Here is an 18,834-nt window from a genome sequence, read left to right on the forward strand (position 1 = left end):
ATTGTTTTATAACTGATTTATGATTAAAATATTTTATATTATTTCATAAGTTTTTATTAGAAAAAGTTAAATTTGTTTGCGGCTATGCTGCGCTTTTATTCAAAAATATATGGAAAAAAGAAGTTTTCTCAGTTTAATTGTCATGTTAGTTTGTTGCGTAGCAGTTCAGGCACAACCAAAAATTTGGACCTTAGAGGAATGTGTTAAATACGCCATACAAAATAACATTTCCATTAAGCAATCCGAGTTAGATATTAAAACGGCCGCCATTGATAAAAAAGGAGCGTTTGGAAATTTCCTTCCATCATTGAATGCCAATGCATCCCATTCTTGGAATATCGGTTTAAACCAGGATATTACAACAGGTTTACTTCAAAATCAAACGACACAATTTACCTCTGCCGGTGCTAATGTTGGTGTAGATATTTACAAGGGATTGCAAAATCAGAATACGCTTCGCAAAGCCAACCTTTCAATAGTGGCAGCCAAATATCAATTGCTGAAAATGCAGGAAGATATTGCCTTGAATGTGGCTAATGCTTTTTTGCAGGTGCTTTTCAATAAAGAAAACTTAAAAGTACAGAAAGAACAATTGGGGATAAATCAAAAGCAATATACTCGTTCAGAAGAATTAGTTAATGCAGGATCGATTCCTCGTGGCGATTTATTGGACATCAAAGCTACGGTAGCATCAAACAACCAAAATGTTATTGCCGCGGATAATGCATTATTAATCTCGAAATTAAGTTTAGCGCAATTATTACAGTTAAAAGATTTTGAAAATTTTGATGTTGTGGATGACACAAATATGAGAGATGGGAATAATATTTTGGCACAAACGCCAGTCGCTATTTATGACAAAGCGGTAGAAAGTAGAACAGAATTGAAAATTGCTAGAACTAATTTAGAAATTGCCCAAAAAGATGTTAAAATCGCAAGAGGTGCTTTTCAGCCTACTTTACAAGGGTTTTACAGTTTTAATTCCAGGGTTGCTTACAGTGACAGAGTTGTAAGTATTATTCCAAATACCTTAAATCCTACTTCGACCGTGGGATATGTACAGGGTACAAATCAAAATGTTTTGACTAATAACTTCTCTCCGGTGTTGGGGAACCCATCTCCGTTTTTTAATCAATTCGGTGACAATAAAGGGCAGTCTTTTGGAATCCAGCTTTCGGTGCCAATATTTAATGGGTTTTCAGTAAGGAACAATGTAGAGCGTTCCAAAGTGAGTTTAGAGCGATCAAAAATTGCTGTGGAGCAACAAGATTTGGATTTACAGAGAAATGTTTTTACAGCATTTACAGATGCAAAAGGAGCGTTGAATGCGTACGAATCGTCAGTTGTCGCATTAGAAGCCAGACAAGGAGCGTATAATTATGCTAAAGAAAGATACGATGTAGGTTTGATGAACTCTTTTGATTTTAACCAGTCGCAAACCTTACTGACCAATGCACAATCAGAAGTCATCAGAACCAAGTACGATTATATTTTCAAAATCAAAATTTTAGAATTCTATTTTGGAATTCCTCTTATCAAAAACTAATTTATTATGTCTAAGAAAACAATTTATATCCTAATAGGTGGAGCAGTAATAATCATTGCTGGTCTTGTAATACTTTCAAAAACGGGCGTTATCGGAAATAAAGATAAGGGAACCGAAGTTGAAATTACTCAAGTCATACCAACGACAATTGTCGAAACGGTTTCGGCGACAGGGAAAATTCAACCGGAAATTGAAGTAAAAATTTCGTCAGAAGTATCTGGAGAAATTATTTCCTTGAATGTAAAAGAAGGTCAAGTGGTAAAAAAAGGAGATTTGTTGGTAAAAATAAATCCGGATTTATATACTTCGGGGTACAATAGGTCGGTTTCAAACTTGTCAGGAACCAGAGCAAATTTAAGCCAGGCAGATGCCTCTTTCAAAGAATCAAAATCCAATTACGACAGAAATAAAACTTTGTTCGAAAAAGGAATTATTTCAAAAGCTGATTGGGATAAAGCAATTGCGTCTTATGAAGTAGGAAAAGCAGCCAAACAGAATGCTTATTTTAATGTTCAAAGTGCCTCCGCAACAGTAAACGAAGCCAAAGACAACTTAGGCCGAACTACAATTTATGCTCCCGCAGATGGAACTATTTCGATGTTAAACGTTGAATTAGGAGAACGCGTTTTAGGGACACAACAAATGACTGGAACAGAAATTTTGAGAGTGGCCAATTTGAATAATATGGAAGTTGAAGTCGATGTTAATGAAAATGATATCGTAAAAATAAAAGTGGGAGACGAAGCGAATGTGGAAGTGGATGCGTATTTGAAAAAACAATTCAAAGGTATTGTAACTAGTATTTCAAACTCCGCCAGTTCTGCTTTGACGGCAGATCAAGTAACTAATTTTAAAGTTAAAGTTAGAATTTTGAAAGAATCATACGAAGATTTATTGGAAGGAAAACCAGATACTTATTCTCCTTTTAGACCTGGAATGACAGCAACGGTGGACATTATTACTGAAACTAAAAGTAATGTGTTATCACTGCCAATTAGTGCTGTTGTTATAAAATCAGATACTGCCGCTGTAAAAGACATTGTTGTAGTTGATTCTAAGGAAGAGCAAAAGGGAGCTGCGCCTAAAAGCGATAAAAAATTCGAGTGTGTGTTTGTAAAAGTTGGGGATAAAGCTAAAATTAGAATTATTAAAACCGGCATTCAAGATGACACCAATATTGAAGTTATGACTGGGCTTAAAAAAGGAGACATAGTGATTACGGGACCTTATGCAACGGTAACTAAGGATTTAAATTCAGGCGACAGAGTAACGCTGAAAACGGATAAAGAAAAAGGAGAAAGTAAAAAGTAACCTATAACGTTAACAATTTTGAAATCACAATCATAAAATCTAATTTTGTGATTGTGATTTTTAATTTAAAACAAAATCTGAAATTGGGCTATATACTGAATATCGAAACTGCGACAAAAAATTGTTCTGTCGCTCTTGCAAAAGATGGAAAAACGATTTTTTGCAAAGAAATTGCACAGGAAGGGTATTCCCATGCGGAACGACTTCATGTTTTTATTGAAGAAATTATAAAAGAAGCCGGAATAGCGTTTAAAGATTTATCAGCTATTGCCGTAAGTCAAGGGCCTGGTTCATACACTGGATTGCGCATCGGGGTTTCGGCTGCAAAAGGACTCTGTTACGCATTAGATATTCCGTTGATCGCTGTGGATACTTTAAAGGCTTTAGCGTCACAGGTCACTATTTCAAGTGGTCTGATTATTCCAATGATTGATGCCCGAAGAATGGAAGTGTACAGTGCTATTTTTTCTTCAACTTTAGAAAAAAAACGAGAAGTTCTAGCCGAAATTATTGATGAAAATTCATTTGGAGATTTGAGGGAAACACTATACTTCGTGGGTGATTGTGCGGAAAAGTGCAAATCAGTATTAAATAAAGACAATTATGTTTTTTTAGAGGATATAAAATATCCTTCGGCGAAGGAGATGAGTGCTTTGAGTTATAAAAAATTTAAAATAAACGACAAGGTTGATGTCGCTTATTTTGAACCGTATTATCTTAAAGATTTTATGATTACTGCTCCAAAGAAATAAATTTTACAGTAGCGGATCAGTAGTTTTGTTATTGTTTTTAGAAGATTCTTTTACAAAAGGCTGAACCACAATTCCAGCTAAATCAAAAGCGTGTTTGCAATTCTCTAAAGTGTCTGCATAAACGCCCCCAAAATCTTCATTTGTTGCCCACGGTCTTACTGCTAATTGAATGGAACTATCGGTCAGGTTTTTCACGGAAACTTCAGCAGCAGGCGTTTGCAATACTTTTGGATTATTTTTTAAAACGGAAGTTATTATGTCTTTAACTTTTTTAATATCCGTATCATAAGAAATGGCAATGGTCAAATCAGCTCTTCTGATTTTTTGCAGGGAATAATTGATAATGTTTCCATTTGATAAAGATCCATTAGGCACAAAAATAGTTTGATTGTTCGCGTTAATTAATTTGGTTACAAATATTTGTATTTCGCTCACTGTTCCGGTTACTCCTTGCGCTTCGATGGTGTCATTTACTCTAAAAGGTTTGAAGAGAATGATTAGCATCCCGCCGGCAAAATTAGACAAGGAACCCTGAAGTGACAGACCAACAGCAAGTCCCATAGCACCAAGAATGGCAACAAATGAAGATGTTTCAATTCCAAGCTTGGAAATAAAAGATACAAATAATATTACTCTCAACACCCAAAGTAAAATATCGGCAAGAAATCGTGTCAGTGTAGGATCTAAATTCCTTCTTACCATTAATGTCCTGATAAATCTGTTGATAAGTCTGATGACATATATTCCAGCAAATAAAATAATAAATGCAGAAATTAATTTTGGGGAATAGTCAATTAATACGTTCAGAAAAGTATTAGCGTAAGTAGTAAGTTGGTCTGGATTCAAATTCATTTTTGTGAAATAAAAAACCTTCTCAAAGGAGAAGGTTAAGTTTAAAGTGCAAAAATACGAATAAATTATTTTTTAATAAATTAATCTGCGTCTTCTTCTATTTTATTTATAGTTTCTTTGGTAATTTGTTTTGTTTCTTCTTCGCGATCATTAGCAAGTTCACTTGCTTTTTCAGCAACATTTTCAGCCGCATCTGAAGCATTTGTTTTGGCTTCATTGGCAAAATTTGTAATTTTTTCAGCAGTTGTATCGGCCTTTTCTTCTAATGTTTCTGCAGTATGTGTAATAGTGGTTTTAGCTTCACCGGCTACTTCTTCTGTATTGTCTTTCAAAGTTTCTACTGTATCCGCAACGACAGTTTTGGCTTCACTAGTTGCATCTTCAATTTTATTAGAAGTTACATCCGCTTTTTCTTGTAATGTTTCTGCTGTATCTGACATGGAGATTTTTGCTTCGCTGGCTAAATCCTCGGCTTTATCAGTTGTGCTTTCAACTTTTTCTTTTGTGTGTTCTGCTACATTTTCCAGAGCGTCTGCAGTTTTCTCTGACTGTTCGCTTATTACTTCTTTAGTGTGTCCTGTAAAATTCTCTACTTTCTCAATAATTGGAGCAGCAGTTTCTTTTACTTTTTCAAAAGCATCTTCGGCAAAAACTTCTGCTTTTTCAAGATAAGGTGTTGCGGTTTCTTTAGCTTTTTCAAACGTTTCTTCTGCGAAAGTACCGGCTTTTTCAAGATAAGGAGCTGCACTTTCTTTTGCTTGTTCGAAAGTAGTTTCTGCTTTGTCCGCTAATTGATTGGCTGTTTCTTTGGCTGAGCCAAATAATTTTTTAAAAAATGAAGATAGTCCCATGGTATTATTATTTGATTAGTCTTACAATAGTAATCAATTTTTCTTAGGATTACTTCATTAAATCATTAATAATTTGTTGATAATCAGTATTTGGCATAAGACAGGTTTTATTTTTACACAGGTAAAACAGTGTTTCTTGGTCGTGGTAACGGGAATTTAAAAAAGGCAATGTGGATTCTTTTTGTGTCCCGGCCAAAATAACATTGGGAATATATTGGCTGTTTATTTTTGCACAATGCGCTAAAGCATCTTCACCGCAAACGGCTAGTTCTTTGTTTTGTTCCGAGTAATTTAAAGCCAAATCCATCCAATTTGAGAATGCGGACGGATGATCGATTCGTGGTAGTACGGCCATCAGCATTTGATGGCTGATTTTTTCATAATAGGAATTATTAAAATAGATACTCAATTGAAATAAGTTTTTTGCCATCACTGAATTAGATGCCGGAATCACGTTGTCTTCGATTTCGTAATGCGAGGTAATTAAGGCTTCGTCGAGATTTGACGTAAAAGCAAAATAGGATTTTTTATCGTCATAAAAATGTTTCAAACTATAATCTGCCAGTTGTTTGGAATCTTGAAGCCATTTTTCGTTTAAAGTTGCTTCATACAAAGAGATAAACGCGGCAATTACAAAACAATAATCTTCCATATAGCCATTGATGGTGGTTTTTCCGTTTTTATAATTGTGGAATAAATTACCTTCACTAGACCAGAGATTTTTTATTATGAAGCAGGCATTTTGTTGTGCAATATCTAAATATTTTTGGATTCCCAAAGCCTTATAAGCATCAACATTTCCTTTCAACATTATTGCATTCCAAGAAGTCAGACATTTGTCATCAAGTCTTGGTTTTGACCGTTTTTCTCTTTCGTTATAAAGTAAATTTTCCCAAAATATTTTTTTAGTTCGAAGCTCTGAAACGGGAATCTTATTTTGTGCTGCAATACTGTCTAAAGTTTGATTTTGGATTAAAACATATTTTTCGTCTTCCCATATGCCAAACGCATTGCAATTAAAAACCTGACAGAATAAATCAAAATCTTTTTTGAGAATTACCTTTAATTCTGGAATTTTCCAAGCATAAAATGCGCCTTCTTGGAGATCATTATCCGAGTTTAAACTGTCAGCATCCAAAGCCGAATAAAAACCTCCTTCCGAATTCATTAATTCTCTCTCTACAAAACGCAGCGTTTTTTCAATCACTTCTTTGTACAGGGGATTTTTTGTCAATTTGTAGGCTTCGCTGTACAAGGAAACCAACTGACCGTTATCGTACAACATTTTTTCAAAATGTGGAATATGCCATTTCATATCAACGGAATAACGTGAAAATCCACCATCAATGGTGTCAAAAAGACCGCCGTACGCCATTTTGGTCAAAGTAAGATTTACAAAATCCAATACTTTTTCATCTTGTTTTTGATAACCATAACGCAGTAAAAATTGGTAATTATTTGGCATCATAAACTTAGGTGCTCTGGCCATGCCGCCAAATTCCAAATCAAAACTTTTTTTCCATTTTTCGACTAGGAGTTTCAGTATGTTTTGGTTTACCTCAGTTTCTGGTTCCTCGTTTTGTATCAGTCCGGTGGCTTGAATTCCCTGATGTAATTTCTCAGCATAATCAATCATTTTTTCAGGGTGTGATTGATAGAATTCCTGCAATTGTTCCAGGGTTTGTATCCATTCCTCTTTTTTAAAATAGGTGCCACCCCAAACGGGTCTGCCGTCAGGAAGTGTCACTAGGTTTAATGGCCATCCGCCGCTACCGGTCATTATTTGGACTGCTTTCATGTAAACGGCATCAACATCCGGGCGTTCTTCCCGATCGACTTTGATTGCAATAAAATGCGCATTCATTATTTGTGCGACTGTTGCATCTTCAAAACTTTCGTGTTCCATAACATGACACCAATGACAAGCGGAATAACCAATGCTTATGATTATGAATTTGTTATTTTCCTTAGCTGCTGCCAATGATTTTGGGTTCCAAGCTTTCCAGTGTACAGGATTGTTGGCGTGTTGTAATAGATATGGACTGGTTTCTAAATTTAGTTCGTTCATGAGGTCGTTTTTAGCCCCGGTAGTAGTGGAAATCCTTTCCCGTCCTGAATTTTTTCAGGACGAGAAAGATTGCAACGGATAACGGGAAATAGCTCCTAAAAATAAAAAAAGCGTCTCAAATGAAACGCTTTAATTTTGTTTTTTAATTTCTTTATTCGAGTTCGAACGTCAATTTCAGGTTCACTCGAAATTCTGTAATACCACCATCACTAACCATTGCGCTTTGTTCGTGAACATAGACAGAACGGATGTGTTTTACTGATTTTGACGCCTTAGCAACACCTTTTCGGGCTGCATCTTCCCAACTTATTTCAGAGCTTGAAAGTATCTCAATTACTTTTAATATTGACATGATTTCTATTTGTTAAGTGAAATATAAATTTAACAATTTTTTTTAAATTGAACATTTAAAAAAGAAAAAATTTACCTTAACGATAAGATTGTCAATGTGATAGTACTTTGTGTTTACGCGTTTACAGCTTCAACTTTGATACTTTCATCATTCAGCATACTTTTCAACATGTTTTCGATACCGCTTTTTAAGGTAAAAGTAGAAGAGGGACAACCGCTGCAAGCACCTTGTAAGATGACTTTGACGGTTTTGTCACTTTCATTGTATGAATCAAAAGCTATATTTCCACCATCGGCTTGTACGGCAGGTTTAACATATTCCTCTAATATATTGATGATTTGTTGCGATGTCACATCCAGAGTGTCAAATTCTTTTGCCTTCGAAGTTTCTTCTGCGGTTACTGCAGCGACATAATTTTCGTCTAAAACAGTTCCGCCGTTTTCAATATACTGTTTGATGAAACTTCTTAATTCTAGGGTTATTTCCTGCCACTCATTGATTTCATATTTAGTTACAGAAATGTAATTTTCATCAATAAAAATTTCTTTTACATAAGGAAATTTGAAAAGCTCTTTAGCTAATGGTGAAGCAGTAGTTTGATCAATGTTTTTGAATTCTATTGCGTTTTTAGTCAGCATTTTGCTTACTACAAATTTTAAAGCAGCAGGATTTGGAGTGGATTCTCCATAAACGGTTACGGGCTGTTTTTTAGTTTTATTTTCATCAACAGTGATTATTGTCCCACCATCAGTCACAAATTTTTCAATTTGTTCTGCTACAGCATCTTTAACATCTTCCCATTCCACAATATTGTATTTTTCGATTGCGATAAAATTTCCAGATATATAAATCGTTTTTACAAAGGGTAGGTAAAACAATTGCTGTGCCAACGGAGATGTTTTTGCTTCATCAATGTTTTTAAATTCAAAACTTTCATTTTGAGTTATAAATTCTTGAAATTCAAACTTTAGTATGGTTGGGTTTTGTGTTTCTTTTATAGTAACTTTGTTCATGGCTTTTGAAATTTTCACAAATTTACTAAAGTTATTTTCTACGAATACCTATATTTGGTTTTTTAATGAATAAATTAACTTTAGTTTAATTTTAGAATTAGGCAAATCACTTTTTTAGTACAAAAATTTATATTGATTTGGAATTATTCATTTTACTAAAAGTATTTCGATGTATCATAAAATTAGAATATTAGCCGTCTTATTATTTATATCTCAATATTCTTTTTCTCAAGAAGGAATTCCTGTATATTCCGACTATCTATCGGATAATTATTACCTGATACATCCTTCCATGGCTGGTGCCGCAAACTGTGCTAAAATTAGGTTAACAGGACGCAAGCAGTGGTTTGATCAGGAAGATGCACCGGAATTACAAACACTTAGTTTTAATGGTAGAGTGGGAGAAAAAGCCGGAGCTGGAGTTATTCTTTTCAATGATAAAAACGGATACCATTCTCAAAAAGGAATCAAATTTACGTATGCCTATCATCTAATGTTTTCGCGAGATGAAATCGATTTAAATCAATTGTCTTTTGGTATGAGTGCGGGTTTAATTCAAAGCCAATTGGACGAAACAGAATTCAGGCAGTCGGGTGATTTTGATCCAATAATTGATGGAACTGTGGTGCAAAAGGATTCGTATTTTAATGTAGATATTGGAGCTTCATATAATTTCCTGGATTTTTATGCGCATGCAACCGTGAAAAACGTCATAGAGACTAGAAGAGATATTTACACGGAGTATGAAAGTGATAATTTACGGAAATATTTGTTGAGTGCCGGTTATGTTTTTGGAGATCGAGACAAAATATTATGGGAGCCTTCTGTTTTATTTCAAATGGTTGAAAAAACGAATGAAAAAGCGATTGACGTAAATTTGAAAGCGTACAAAAATTTAAATTTTGGAAGAGTTTGGGGCGGACTGTCCTATCGAAGAAGTTTTGATGGTGCTGAATATGTTGACGGTAACACGATTTCAAAACAAAAACTACAGTACATTACTCCAATTGTAGGTGTAAATTTTGATAAGTTTATGTTTGCTTATACCTATTCTCAATTGTCTGGAGCCGTAAAGTTTGATAATGGTGGCTACCACCAAATTACCTTAGGAGTTGATTTGTTTTGTAAACCAGTAAAATACGATTGCAATTGTCCGGCAATTAATTAATTCATTTTATCATGCTAATAAAATCCGTTAACGGCAAATCGCCTTCTATTCCAGAAGACTGTTATGTAGCCGAAAATGCCACTATTGTTGGCGATGTTACCTTTGGTGCAAAATGTAGTGTTTGGTTTAATGCCGTAATTCGTGGTGATGTCAATTTTATCAAAATCGGCGATAAGGTAAACATTCAAGATGGAGCAGTTATTCATTGTACGTACAAAAAACACCCAACTATTATAGGAAATAATGTTTCTATAGGCCACAACGCAATTGTACATGGTTGTACGGTTCACGATAATACGCTAATCGGTATGGGAGCAATTGTGATGGACAATTGCATCATCGAAAGTAATTCGATTGTGGCCGCTGGTGCTGTCATCACTCAAAATACAGTTGTTACTTCAGGTTCTATTTGGGCTGGAGTTCCGGCAAGAAAGGTGAAAGATATTGACCAATCTGATTTTGCAGGTGAAATTGAACGTATTTCTAATAATTATGTCATGTATTCCAGTTGGTTTAAAGAGGAATAGTAACAAATGTTCTTAGAATTTTTTTTCTTCAACCGTAAATCTATTTCCTAAAATTTCCCTCAAAACTTTTGGATTTGTATTAATATAAAAAATAGGCTGATTATCCTGAGCTGAGGAGAATCCTACTTTGTCACGTAATACATTTTGCGTTTGTTTCGCTACCGCTTCCCCCGAATCAATAATTTGAATGTGGTCCGGAAGTATTTTTTTTATTTGAGGAATAAGATAGGGATAGTGGCTGCAGCCTAAAACTAAACAATCAATATTGGCTTCAATCATTGGATTGAGGTAGGAGTGCAGTAAATGAGTCATCTCTGGGGAATTGATTGCTCCATTTTCAATAAGCTGTACTAATCCATGACCAACCTGTTCAATTATTTTGGTGTCTTGGTACTTCTCAGTAGTTTTATTAAAAAGAGCACTGTTCAGCGTGCCTTGTGTTGCCAGAATTCCTATGATTTGTGTTTTCGAATGTGTCACTGCCGGCTTTATGGCCGGCTCAATTCCTATGAAAGGAACGTTATATTTACCTCTTAATTCTTGAATTGCATTCGTGGTGGCTGTATTGCAGGCTACTACAATTAACTTACAATTCATTTCAAGCAGAAATTCGGTGTTTTTCATACTTAATGCAACAATCTCCTCTTTAGATTTTTGTCCATAAGGTGCATTTTTACTGTCTGCGAGATATATGGTTTTTTCGTTAGGCAGCAATTGATGGATCGCTTTCCAAATAGATGTTCCGCCAATTCCCGAGTCAAAAATTCCTATAGGTTGATTGTTACTATTCATAAAAACAAAGTTACAAGCTACAATTTAAATTTCCTATGATTTGTTTTAAACAAAAAAAACTGCTCAATCCTGTTTTAGGTTGAGCAGTTTTTATGCGATACATGATTTTTTTAGAAACCTAAATCTTTTTTTACATCCATAGTCAAGTTTGGACCATCAGCAAGTAAAAGAGAAGAACCGTCAAGAACATATTGGAATCCTTTTGCTTTACCTACTTTTTGGATAGAAGCTCTTACTTTTTCCATTAATGGTTTTACGATATCAGATTCTTTTTGTTGTAATTCTTTTTGAGCATTATCTCTAAAGTCAACAATTCTTTTTTGCATATCCTGCACTTCTTTCGAACGATCGCCGTTTACAGCTTCAGTAACTGTTGCAGCTTCGGTTTCGTATTTTTTTAATTTTGCTTGGTATTCTTCAACCATCTTTTTGTAATCAGCATCATAAGTAGTACTCAATTTGTCTAATTGTTTTTGAGCATCTAACATTGCTGGCATTTTTGTCATAATTTCACTCACGTCAACATGAGCTGTTTTCGCTTGTGCATTGATTGTTTGATTTGCTCCGAACATTAAAATTGCAGCAATTAATAGAGTTTTGATTTGTTTCATCGTTTTTAAAATATTAAGTAATTAATTATTGTTTGTATTTTCTTTTAATTTTTCTTCTTTCGCTTTTTTAATAGCCTCTCGGTCTTCGAGTATTTTTTTTCTTTTTTCTTCTAAAACTTTTTTGCGATCTTCTAAAACTTTTTTACGGTCTTCTAATACTTTTGCTCTCGAGTCAGCTTGCTTTTGTTTCGCCTCATCGGCAGTTGCTTTAGTCTCATTATTTCCAGTTAAATTATTGGGTGTATCCTCTTTTTTAACATTTGCAGAAACCGTGCCATTTTTTCTAGCTTCTCTGTCTTCCAGAAGTTGTTTTCTCTTATCGTCAAATTCTTTTTTCTTTTGCTCTTGCAGCAATTTTCGGTCTTCTAAAACTTTTTCTCTGGCAACTTTTTTATCGTCCAAGAGTTTTTGGCGTTCAGCCAAGGCTGGATTTGCATCTGATGCATCTTCTTTGCTTTCTCTTGCCTCTGCTTCTTTTTGCTGTTTTTTAGTCAGCTGTTCTCTTTTTTCGGTGCGATTTAAAACTCGTAAAACCTGATCACTGATGTCAAATCTTTTTGCTGCGAAAAGCATTGTCAAATCAGAAGTTTTATCAAATATGAAATCATATTTCAATCGTTCAGCAATATCCTGAACTGCTGTAAAAACTTGATCTTGAATTGGTTTAATCAAAACAGATTTTTGAATAATTAAATCTCCGTTGGCACCAAATCTTTTCTGTTGGTATTCTAAATTTTCGTTTTCAAGGAAACTAATTTCGGTTTCTCTTTCGTCTATCAATTCCTTAGTCAGTAACGCTTTTTCTGCTTTTAAAGCTTCTTTTAATTTATTGATTTCAATTTTTTTAGAATCAATCTCCGATTTCCATTTTTGAGCTTTTTGCTCTAATTGAACTTTTGCTTCAGTGTAATCGGGTACATTTTGTAAAATGTATTCCATATCTATGTAGCCCACTTTATTTCCTCTGGTCTGTGCGTCAATTGTTTGTATAACAAGTAAAACCAAAAATATATATAAAAATTGTTTTCTCATAACTGTTTCATATTAGAAAATCGTAAACCAATTTTTTTTAGAATTGTTGCCCAATGATAAAATGGGTTTCCCATCCATTAGCTTTTGCTTGTCCTGGTAATGCGTCAAATCCATGTCCGAAATCAATTCCCAATAAGCCAAATGCCGGCATAAACACACGTAATCCAACCCCAGCTGAACGACTTAAAGCAAATGGATTGTAGCTTTTGAAATCACTAAAGGAAGAACCTGCTTCCATAAAGGCTAATGCGTATATTGAGGCTGATTGTTTTAATGTTATTGGATAACGCAATTCCATCGAGAATTTATTGAAAACCGTCGCGCCAATTTGATCTCCTACGCTATTTGTGGGTGTCAAAGAGTTGTTAGGATAACCTCTTAATTGTATCGTTTCCCTTCCATCCATAGAGAAGTTAGCCAATCCATCTCCACCAAGATAGAATCTTTCAAATGGAACAGCACCTCTTTCTTGATTGTATGCGCCAAGGAAGCCAAATTCAGCCAATACTCTTAATACCAATTTACCATAAATTTTGGAATATGTGTCTGCTTTAAATTTAACTTTATAGTACTCCAACCAATTAAATCTTTTTTGATCGACTTTACTCGCGTCAGCTGCGGCTAAATTAAAGGTAGCTACTTTGTTTCCGTTAGTGTCAACATAATCCCCAATATTAACAATATTTCCATTGGCATCTGGAACATTTTGTCTGTCCACGGTATTTTTTAATTTGTATTGCTCTTGGTCTCCTAAAGTAGCATAATCTACCCCGTTGAAGAGAGAATAAGGAGGGGTCAATTTTGCTGAAACACTAAATTCAGAACCGTATGTTGGGAATATCGGATTTAATCCTTTGCTGTTTCTTGTAAGACCTATGGTGTACGCTAAGTTTCTTGAAGTTCCATTTCCAAAAGTAAATAACCCCGTGTTATAATTGTTCAAAGCATAATGCTGGTAACTTACAGACTGTGACAACACAAAGTAATCATCCGGTACTGTCAGTCTTTTTGCTAAACCAACAGATAACGTAAGGATATCAAAACTTTTAGTTCTGTCCGCTCTCTGTGTTATGAAATTGTTTAAAAACTGTTTGCTGTAAGATATTGAAGAACTGAATTGTACTGGTTTTTTACCGCCAAACCAAGGTTCTGAAAATGATACACTATAGGTTTGAAAGAACGTACTGGCTTGCAAACGTAACGATACCTTTTGACCATCTCCCATAGGTAGTGGTCTGTAAGCATCTTTGTTAAACATATTTCTTGCTGAAAAGTTATTAAACGATAGTCCAAGTGTACCAATGAAACCACCTCCACCGTAACCGCCTTGTAATTCAATTTGGCTAGAACCTTTCTCTGCAAGGTTGTATTCTATATCTACAGTTCCTGCTCCTGAATCTACATTCTTGAACTTGGGATCAATCGCTTCAGGATCAAAAAACCCTAATTGACCAATCTCACGAATCGTTCTTACTAATTCTTCTTTACTATATTTTTCTCCTGGTTTTGTTCTTAATTCACGATAAATTACACGGTCATTTGTCTTGTCATTTCCTACAACTGTAATTTTGTTGAAATAGGCAATTGGACCTTCTGTGATTCGTATTTCAAAATCAATAGTGTCGTTCGCAGTTTTTACCTCAACGGCATTTACATTCGAGAATAAATACCCGCTGTTTTGGTATAAATTCGTGATGTCTTCTGCATCTGGTTTAGACTTGTCTGCAATTCTTTTTTCAAGAAGAACACCATTGTAAGTGTCTCCTTTTTTAACACCTAAAATTCTGCTTAAAAACTGATCGGGATAAACGGTATTGCCTAAAAACTTAACATCTCCAAAATAATATTTGTTTCCTTCTTCGACGTTAATTTTGATATTTAATGCATTTTTATTCTTATCATAAGTTACAGAATCCGAAAGTATTCGCGCGTCTCTGTATCCTTTTTCCTTGTAAGTTGCAATTACTTTTTCTAAATCAGTTTTGTATTTGTCCTTTATAAATTTTGAAGCTTTTAAGATTCGAATTGGATTTTTTTGTTTAGTATCTTTCATTGCCTTACGCAACGTTTTATCTGATATTTTTGTGTTTCCTGCAAAGTCAATACTTTGAATTTTCACTTTGTCCCCTTTGTCAATAGTAACAAGCATATTGACCTGGTTTACTGTAGCGGTGTCTTTTACAGTATTGATATTTACTTTTGTATTGTAGTAGCCATCTTTTTTGTATTTGTTTTCAATGTAATTTTTGGTAGTAGTAATCAAGTTTTCATTAACTACTTTTCCTTTATTCAAGGAATTGTCTTTAATCAAAGCTTCGGTTTTTGTTTTCTTAACACCAACAAATTTCACCTCATTTAATTTAGGTAATTCAATAATGTTTAAGTCAAGATATATACTGTCATTCTGTATTTTATTTACATAAAAAGAGATTTCATCAAAGAGACCTAATTTTCCTAGTTTTTTTATAGCAGCACTGATTTCCTCACCTGGAATTGTAATTTCTTGTCCTTTTTGCAAACCTGAGAAAGTAACTACAGTTTGTGAATTGAAACTGATATCTCCCACTACGGCTACATCGGCTAAAATGTATTTTTTACCCTGATCAAAAGGAACTCTTTCTTGAGCTTTAATTTGTGTAAAACTTCCAAAAATCAAAACGGTAACGACTATTTTTATGCTTTTATTTAACACTAAAAAATTATTTAATTTGTTCACTTGTTTTTCCAAATCTACGTTCTCTTTTTTGATAACTAATGATAGCCTCATATAAATCTTGTTCTTTAAAGTCTGGCCACAATATATCAGTAAAATACAATTCTGCATAGGCTATTTGCCACAACAAAAAGTTACTTATCCTATGTTCTCCACTTGTTCGTATTAGTAAATCTACGTCAGGTAAATTTTGCGTGTAAAGATGCTCATTAATAATGGAATCGTCAATAGTGTCTATTGAAATTATATTATTTTTAACTTTACTGCAAATGTCTTTTATTGCACTGACAAGCTCTTCTCTGGATCCGTAGCTTAACGCCAAGGTCAGAGTCATTTGTGTGTTGTCTTTAGTTTTATCAATTACATCTAGAAGTTCTTTCTGCGCTGATTTTGGTAATTTTTCCAAGTTACCAATAGCATTGAGCTTGATGTTGTTTTTTTGTAAAGTGGTAAGTTCCTTTTTCAAGGAGTTGATGAGTACTTTCATCAAGGTCTCGACTTCTAATTTTGGTCTGTTCCAATTTTCAGTAGAGAAAGCGTATAACGTAAGGAATTCAATGCCTAGTTTAGCACTGGCTTCTATGATTAACTTAACTGATTTTGTCCCGCTTTCATGACCCAAAGCACGTAAAAGGCCTTGCTGTTTTGCCCAACGCCCATTTCCATCCATAATAATGGCGAGATGTTTGGGTAATTTTGTTGCGTCGATATTCTGTAGTAAATTCATTTTTTTATTCTGCACAATAGCAGGCTTTGTCGCCAAAAGTATATGTTAAAGTAACTCCTGAGAAAACGTACCAATCATTGTTATTTATATTTCCAAAATCTTGATTAAAACTTCCGTCTATATTATCCGTCAAAGTATATCTGGCTCCAGTTTCTAATGCCAGTACAAAACTAGGTGTTATTTTTGACTTAATTCCTACGATTATAGGTATCGCTATTGATTTTCTTCTTTCGGTTCTGCCTGCTACTGTTAGATCAGCTTTCGCGTTGGTTAACGTGTATTTTGCTAAAAAATAGTTTAAACCTGATGCTACATAAGGAGTGATTTTAGTGCTCGATTCATGTAGATTAAAATCAAAAAAGTTGAATTCAAGACCTAAAGATACTTCTTTTAAGTCGTTTTCAAATCGATAACCTCTTTGGTTTCTACTTGTTTCCTTTGAATTCAAATCATTAGATGTGATTTCAGATTGGGTGTAGGAAAATCGATAAGAGTGTCTCGGACTTTTGTTCCATTTGTACAACAAACCAAAAGCCGGTTCGTTTGGTGCAATATAGGTCGTCGGGCCTACATCTCCAATGTAGTTGCTCCCGCCAAGAAAAACACCAATCTCATGAATTTGAGCTTGGGTCACCATCAAAGGGAAAAAACAGAAAAATAAATAAAAAAGCTTCTTCATTAAATCAAAAATTGCGTGCAAATATAATAATTATCAATTCTATACAATACTCATTCAGTTAAATGTGTGTTTTTTTAATAATTAGCGAGCTAACTAACACCAAATAAGTATTTATTTGACTAAAACGGGAAAAATTGATAAAATAGTATAGCTGGAGAATAAATTGATTTAATTCCGCTTGTCTTGTCCCCAAAGTAATTTACTGCGAAGTGTTTTTACGAAGGTTTCTTCAGGAATTTCAACCATGTTTATCTGAAAAGGCGTTTTCTTTAAAATCAGAATTGATTCGTTTTTCACTGAAGTTACTCTGGAATCTAAGGAAACCAGATAGTTTTCCTCTCTTCCCGAAACTTTTAATTTGATTTCAGTTTCGTCCGGCACAACGAGTGGTCTTGCGGTGAGATTATGTGGCGCAATAGGAGTTATAAGTAAACTTTTTACTTCAGGTGTCAAAATAGGTCCGCCACAACTTAAGGAATACCCAGTTGATCCTGTTGGGGTCGAAATGATTAAACCGTCAGCCCAGTAGGAATTCAAAAATTCATCATTTAAATAGGTGTCAATCGTAATCATCGATGTCGTGTCTTTTCGACTGACCGTGATTTCATTCATTGCAAAATTGATTTCCTCAATCGACTCATTGGTTGGCGAGCAAGTTAAGCTTAATAAAGCCCTTTTAGAAATCGTGTATTTTTTATCGATAACAAATTGCATGAACTCAGCGATATTCTCTTTTTGAACGGTTGCCAAAAAACCAAGTCTGCCGGCATTAATACCTAATATAGGAATACCCGAATCTCTTACTAATGTTGCTGCTCTTAGTATTGTTCCGTCTCCGCCAATGCTTATCAGCATGTCAAAACTGGAGTCGAGTTCCGTGTGGGAAGTAAAAGTTTTGTACTTTTTTTCTACTATTTTTTTCTCATTAAGCATCAATAAAAAATGCGACTCAATGATCATCTCTACATTGTTTTTGTTGAAAAAAACAAAGATGTCGTTTATGATTGGTTCCGTACTGTTTTGATAATATTGACCGTAGATAGCTACTTTCATCTTTTTGTTTAATCGTTAATTTGATTATGTGGTTAATTGATATTGCGGTTGCGAATAACCGAATTAACAAATTTCCCAATAAGCGGTTAAATATTCAGGTATTTGTCTAAATAATCAGAACGTTCCTTTAAATTATTGATATAATTATCTTCTTGATGTTCTGAAATGATTTCATAATTGTATCTTCTAAAAGTCTGGATGATTTCGTTCATCGCGCCCAAAGTTATTTTCAAAGTAACTTCAACACTCTCAACATCTGCTTCAGAAATGAATAATCCCAAAAGTTTGCCATTATTGCTTTCTACAATTTGGGTAATTTGACTCATTGAATAATCTAAAATTGGCTTTCTCACTACGATAATTCCGCCTGGTTCTTTTAAAAAGGGTGTTTCATGAAAAAATTTCATGATGTCTTCAATTTCATAATATCCTACGTAAGTATTGTTTTCGTCCAAAACGGGAACTAAATTAGTGTGGTTTTTTGCAAAAACTTCCAAGACGTCCAGCCACATTGTGTTTGTCCTAGTAAAAAATCCTTCTAAAGTAAATCGATAATCAGACGCTTTTTTATCACTGTCAAAAGTCTCTATATCCTCGGATGCAATACTGCCAATGTAAACGCCCTCTTCAACAATTGGAAAATGTGAAAAGTGTAATTCGCTGAAAAAGTCTTGAATGGCCGCAATAGAATCGTGGCTATCAATCGCTTTGTAGTCATTGGCAATATATTCTGTTATTTCTGTCATAAATCAATCGGCAATATTTCATGCAAAATAATCAAAAATAA

18 protein-coding genes are annotated in these 18,834 nt (G+C 34.4%); 5 read left to right on the forward strand and 13 right to left on the reverse strand.

Features of this window, described 5'->3' with window-relative positions:
- Positions 1-109: 109 nt before the first annotated feature.
- The 3 genes from ACP7AV_RS04140 to tsaB all read left to right on the forward strand — a co-directional run bounded on the left by ACP7AV_RS04140 (position 110) and on the right by tsaB (position 3,609).
- On the forward strand, positions 110-1,546 hold the full coding sequence (locus tag ACP7AV_RS04140) for a TolC family protein (RefSeq protein WP_426062981.1): 1,437 nt from the start codon (positions 110-112) through the stop codon (positions 1,544-1,546).
- A gap of 6 nt (positions 1,547-1,552) precedes the next feature.
- A complete protein-coding gene (locus tag ACP7AV_RS04145) occupies positions 1,553-2,857 on the forward strand; it encodes an efflux RND transporter periplasmic adaptor subunit (protein WP_426090872.1) in 1,305 nt (434 codons plus the stop codon).
- An 83-nt stretch (positions 2,858-2,940) separates the two neighbouring features.
- Positions 2,941-3,609, forward strand: coding sequence for a tRNA (adenosine(37)-N6)-threonylcarbamoyltransferase complex dimerization subunit type 1 TsaB (gene tsaB / locus ACP7AV_RS04150; RefSeq protein WP_426091106.1), 669 nt, complete (start codon positions 2,941-2,943; stop codon positions 3,607-3,609).
- 3 nt (positions 3,610-3,612) lie between these two features.
- Here tsaB and ACP7AV_RS04155 read toward each other — a convergent pair whose 3' ends face one another.
- The 5 genes from ACP7AV_RS04155 to ACP7AV_RS04175 all read right to left on the reverse strand — a co-directional run bounded on the left by ACP7AV_RS04155 (position 3,613) and on the right by ACP7AV_RS04175 (position 8,745).
- A complete protein-coding gene (locus ACP7AV_RS04155) occupies positions 3,613-4,461 on the reverse strand; it encodes a mechanosensitive ion channel family protein (protein WP_426062984.1) in 849 nt (282 codons plus the stop codon).
- Positions 4,462-4,541: 80 nt separating this feature from the next.
- Positions 4,542-5,312, reverse strand: a complete 771-nt coding sequence (locus ACP7AV_RS04160; RefSeq protein WP_426090873.1) for a hypothetical protein — start codon at positions 5,310-5,312, stop codon at positions 4,542-4,544.
- Positions 5,313-5,361: 49 nt separating this feature from the next.
- Positions 5,362-7,380 carry a thioredoxin domain-containing protein gene (locus tag ACP7AV_RS04165; RefSeq protein ID WP_426090874.1) on the reverse strand — a complete coding sequence of 673 codons (2,019 nt, stop codon included), beginning with the start codon at positions 7,378-7,380 and terminating at the stop codon, positions 5,362-5,364.
- Positions 7,381-7,531: 151 nt separating this feature from the next.
- Entirely contained in the window at positions 7,532-7,732 is a 201-nt protein-coding gene (locus ACP7AV_RS04170) for a dodecin family protein (RefSeq protein ID WP_426062987.1), read from the reverse strand.
- Positions 7,733-7,845: 113 nt separating this feature from the next.
- Positions 7,846-8,745 (reverse strand): NifU family protein, encoded by a 900-nt coding sequence (locus ACP7AV_RS04175; RefSeq protein ID WP_426062988.1) that lies wholly within the window; start codon positions 8,743-8,745, stop codon positions 7,846-7,848.
- A 169-nt stretch (positions 8,746-8,914) separates the two neighbouring features.
- Here ACP7AV_RS04175 and ACP7AV_RS04180 point away from each other — a divergent pair, with 169 nt between their 5' ends.
- Both ACP7AV_RS04180 and ACP7AV_RS04185 read left to right on the forward strand, forming a co-directional pair.
- On the forward strand, positions 8,915-9,913 hold the full coding sequence (locus ACP7AV_RS04180) for a PorP/SprF family type IX secretion system membrane protein (RefSeq protein ID WP_426062989.1): 999 nt from the start codon (positions 8,915-8,917) through the stop codon (positions 9,911-9,913).
- Between the two features lie 11 nt (positions 9,914-9,924).
- Positions 9,925-10,440 carry a gamma carbonic anhydrase family protein gene (locus ACP7AV_RS04185; protein ID WP_426090875.1) on the forward strand — a complete coding sequence of 172 codons (516 nt, stop codon included), beginning with the start codon at positions 9,925-9,927 and terminating at the stop codon, positions 10,438-10,440.
- A 12-nt stretch (positions 10,441-10,452) separates the two neighbouring features.
- On the opposite strand, the gene murI is transcribed toward ACP7AV_RS04185, so the two are convergent.
- From murI to ACP7AV_RS04225, 8 genes are all read right to left on the reverse strand, one after another.
- Complete coding sequence (gene murI, locus ACP7AV_RS04190; RefSeq protein WP_426090876.1) at positions 10,453-11,232, reverse strand: glutamate racemase; 780 nt, start codon at positions 11,230-11,232, stop codon at positions 10,453-10,455.
- 110 nt (positions 11,233-11,342) lie between these two features.
- Positions 11,343-11,843 carry an OmpH family outer membrane protein gene (locus ACP7AV_RS04195; RefSeq protein WP_426062991.1) on the reverse strand — a complete coding sequence of 167 codons (501 nt, stop codon included), beginning with the start codon at positions 11,841-11,843 and terminating at the stop codon, positions 11,343-11,345.
- 21 nt (positions 11,844-11,864) lie between these two features.
- The gene (locus tag ACP7AV_RS04200; protein ID WP_426090877.1) at positions 11,865-12,875 is read right to left on the reverse strand and encodes an OmpH family outer membrane protein; all 1,011 of its coding nucleotides are present in this window, start codon (positions 12,873-12,875) and stop codon (positions 11,865-11,867) included.
- A 37-nt stretch (positions 12,876-12,912) separates the two neighbouring features.
- The gene (bamA, locus tag ACP7AV_RS04205) at positions 12,913-15,642 is read right to left on the reverse strand and encodes an outer membrane protein assembly factor BamA (RefSeq protein ID WP_426090878.1); all 2,730 of its coding nucleotides are present in this window, start codon (positions 15,640-15,642) and stop codon (positions 12,913-12,915) included.
- Positions 15,575-16,315 (reverse strand): isoprenyl transferase, encoded by a 741-nt coding sequence (locus ACP7AV_RS04210; RefSeq protein ID WP_426062994.1) that lies wholly within the window; start codon positions 16,313-16,315, stop codon positions 15,575-15,577. The genes bamA and ACP7AV_RS04210 overlap by 68 nt, the downstream gene beginning before the upstream one ends.
- A 4-nt stretch (positions 16,316-16,319) precedes the next feature.
- Positions 16,320-16,994: a DUF6089 family protein gene (locus tag ACP7AV_RS04215; RefSeq protein WP_426090879.1), complete on the reverse strand. Its 675-nt coding sequence runs from the start codon at positions 16,992-16,994 to the stop codon at positions 16,320-16,322.
- 168 nt (positions 16,995-17,162) lie between these two features.
- Positions 17,163-18,047, reverse strand: a complete 885-nt coding sequence (locus ACP7AV_RS04220; RefSeq protein ID WP_426090880.1) for an NAD kinase — start codon at positions 18,045-18,047, stop codon at positions 17,163-17,165.
- A gap of 86 nt (positions 18,048-18,133) precedes the next feature.
- A complete protein-coding gene (locus ACP7AV_RS04225; RefSeq protein ID WP_426090881.1) occupies positions 18,134-18,793 on the reverse strand; it encodes a CBS domain-containing protein in 660 nt (219 codons plus the stop codon).
- Positions 18,794-18,834: the final 41 nt, after the last annotated feature.

It is taken from the genome of Flavobacterium sp. DSR3-2, assembly GCF_049896525.1.
Taxonomy (GTDB): Bacteria; Bacteroidota; Bacteroidia; order Flavobacteriales; family Flavobacteriaceae; genus Flavobacterium.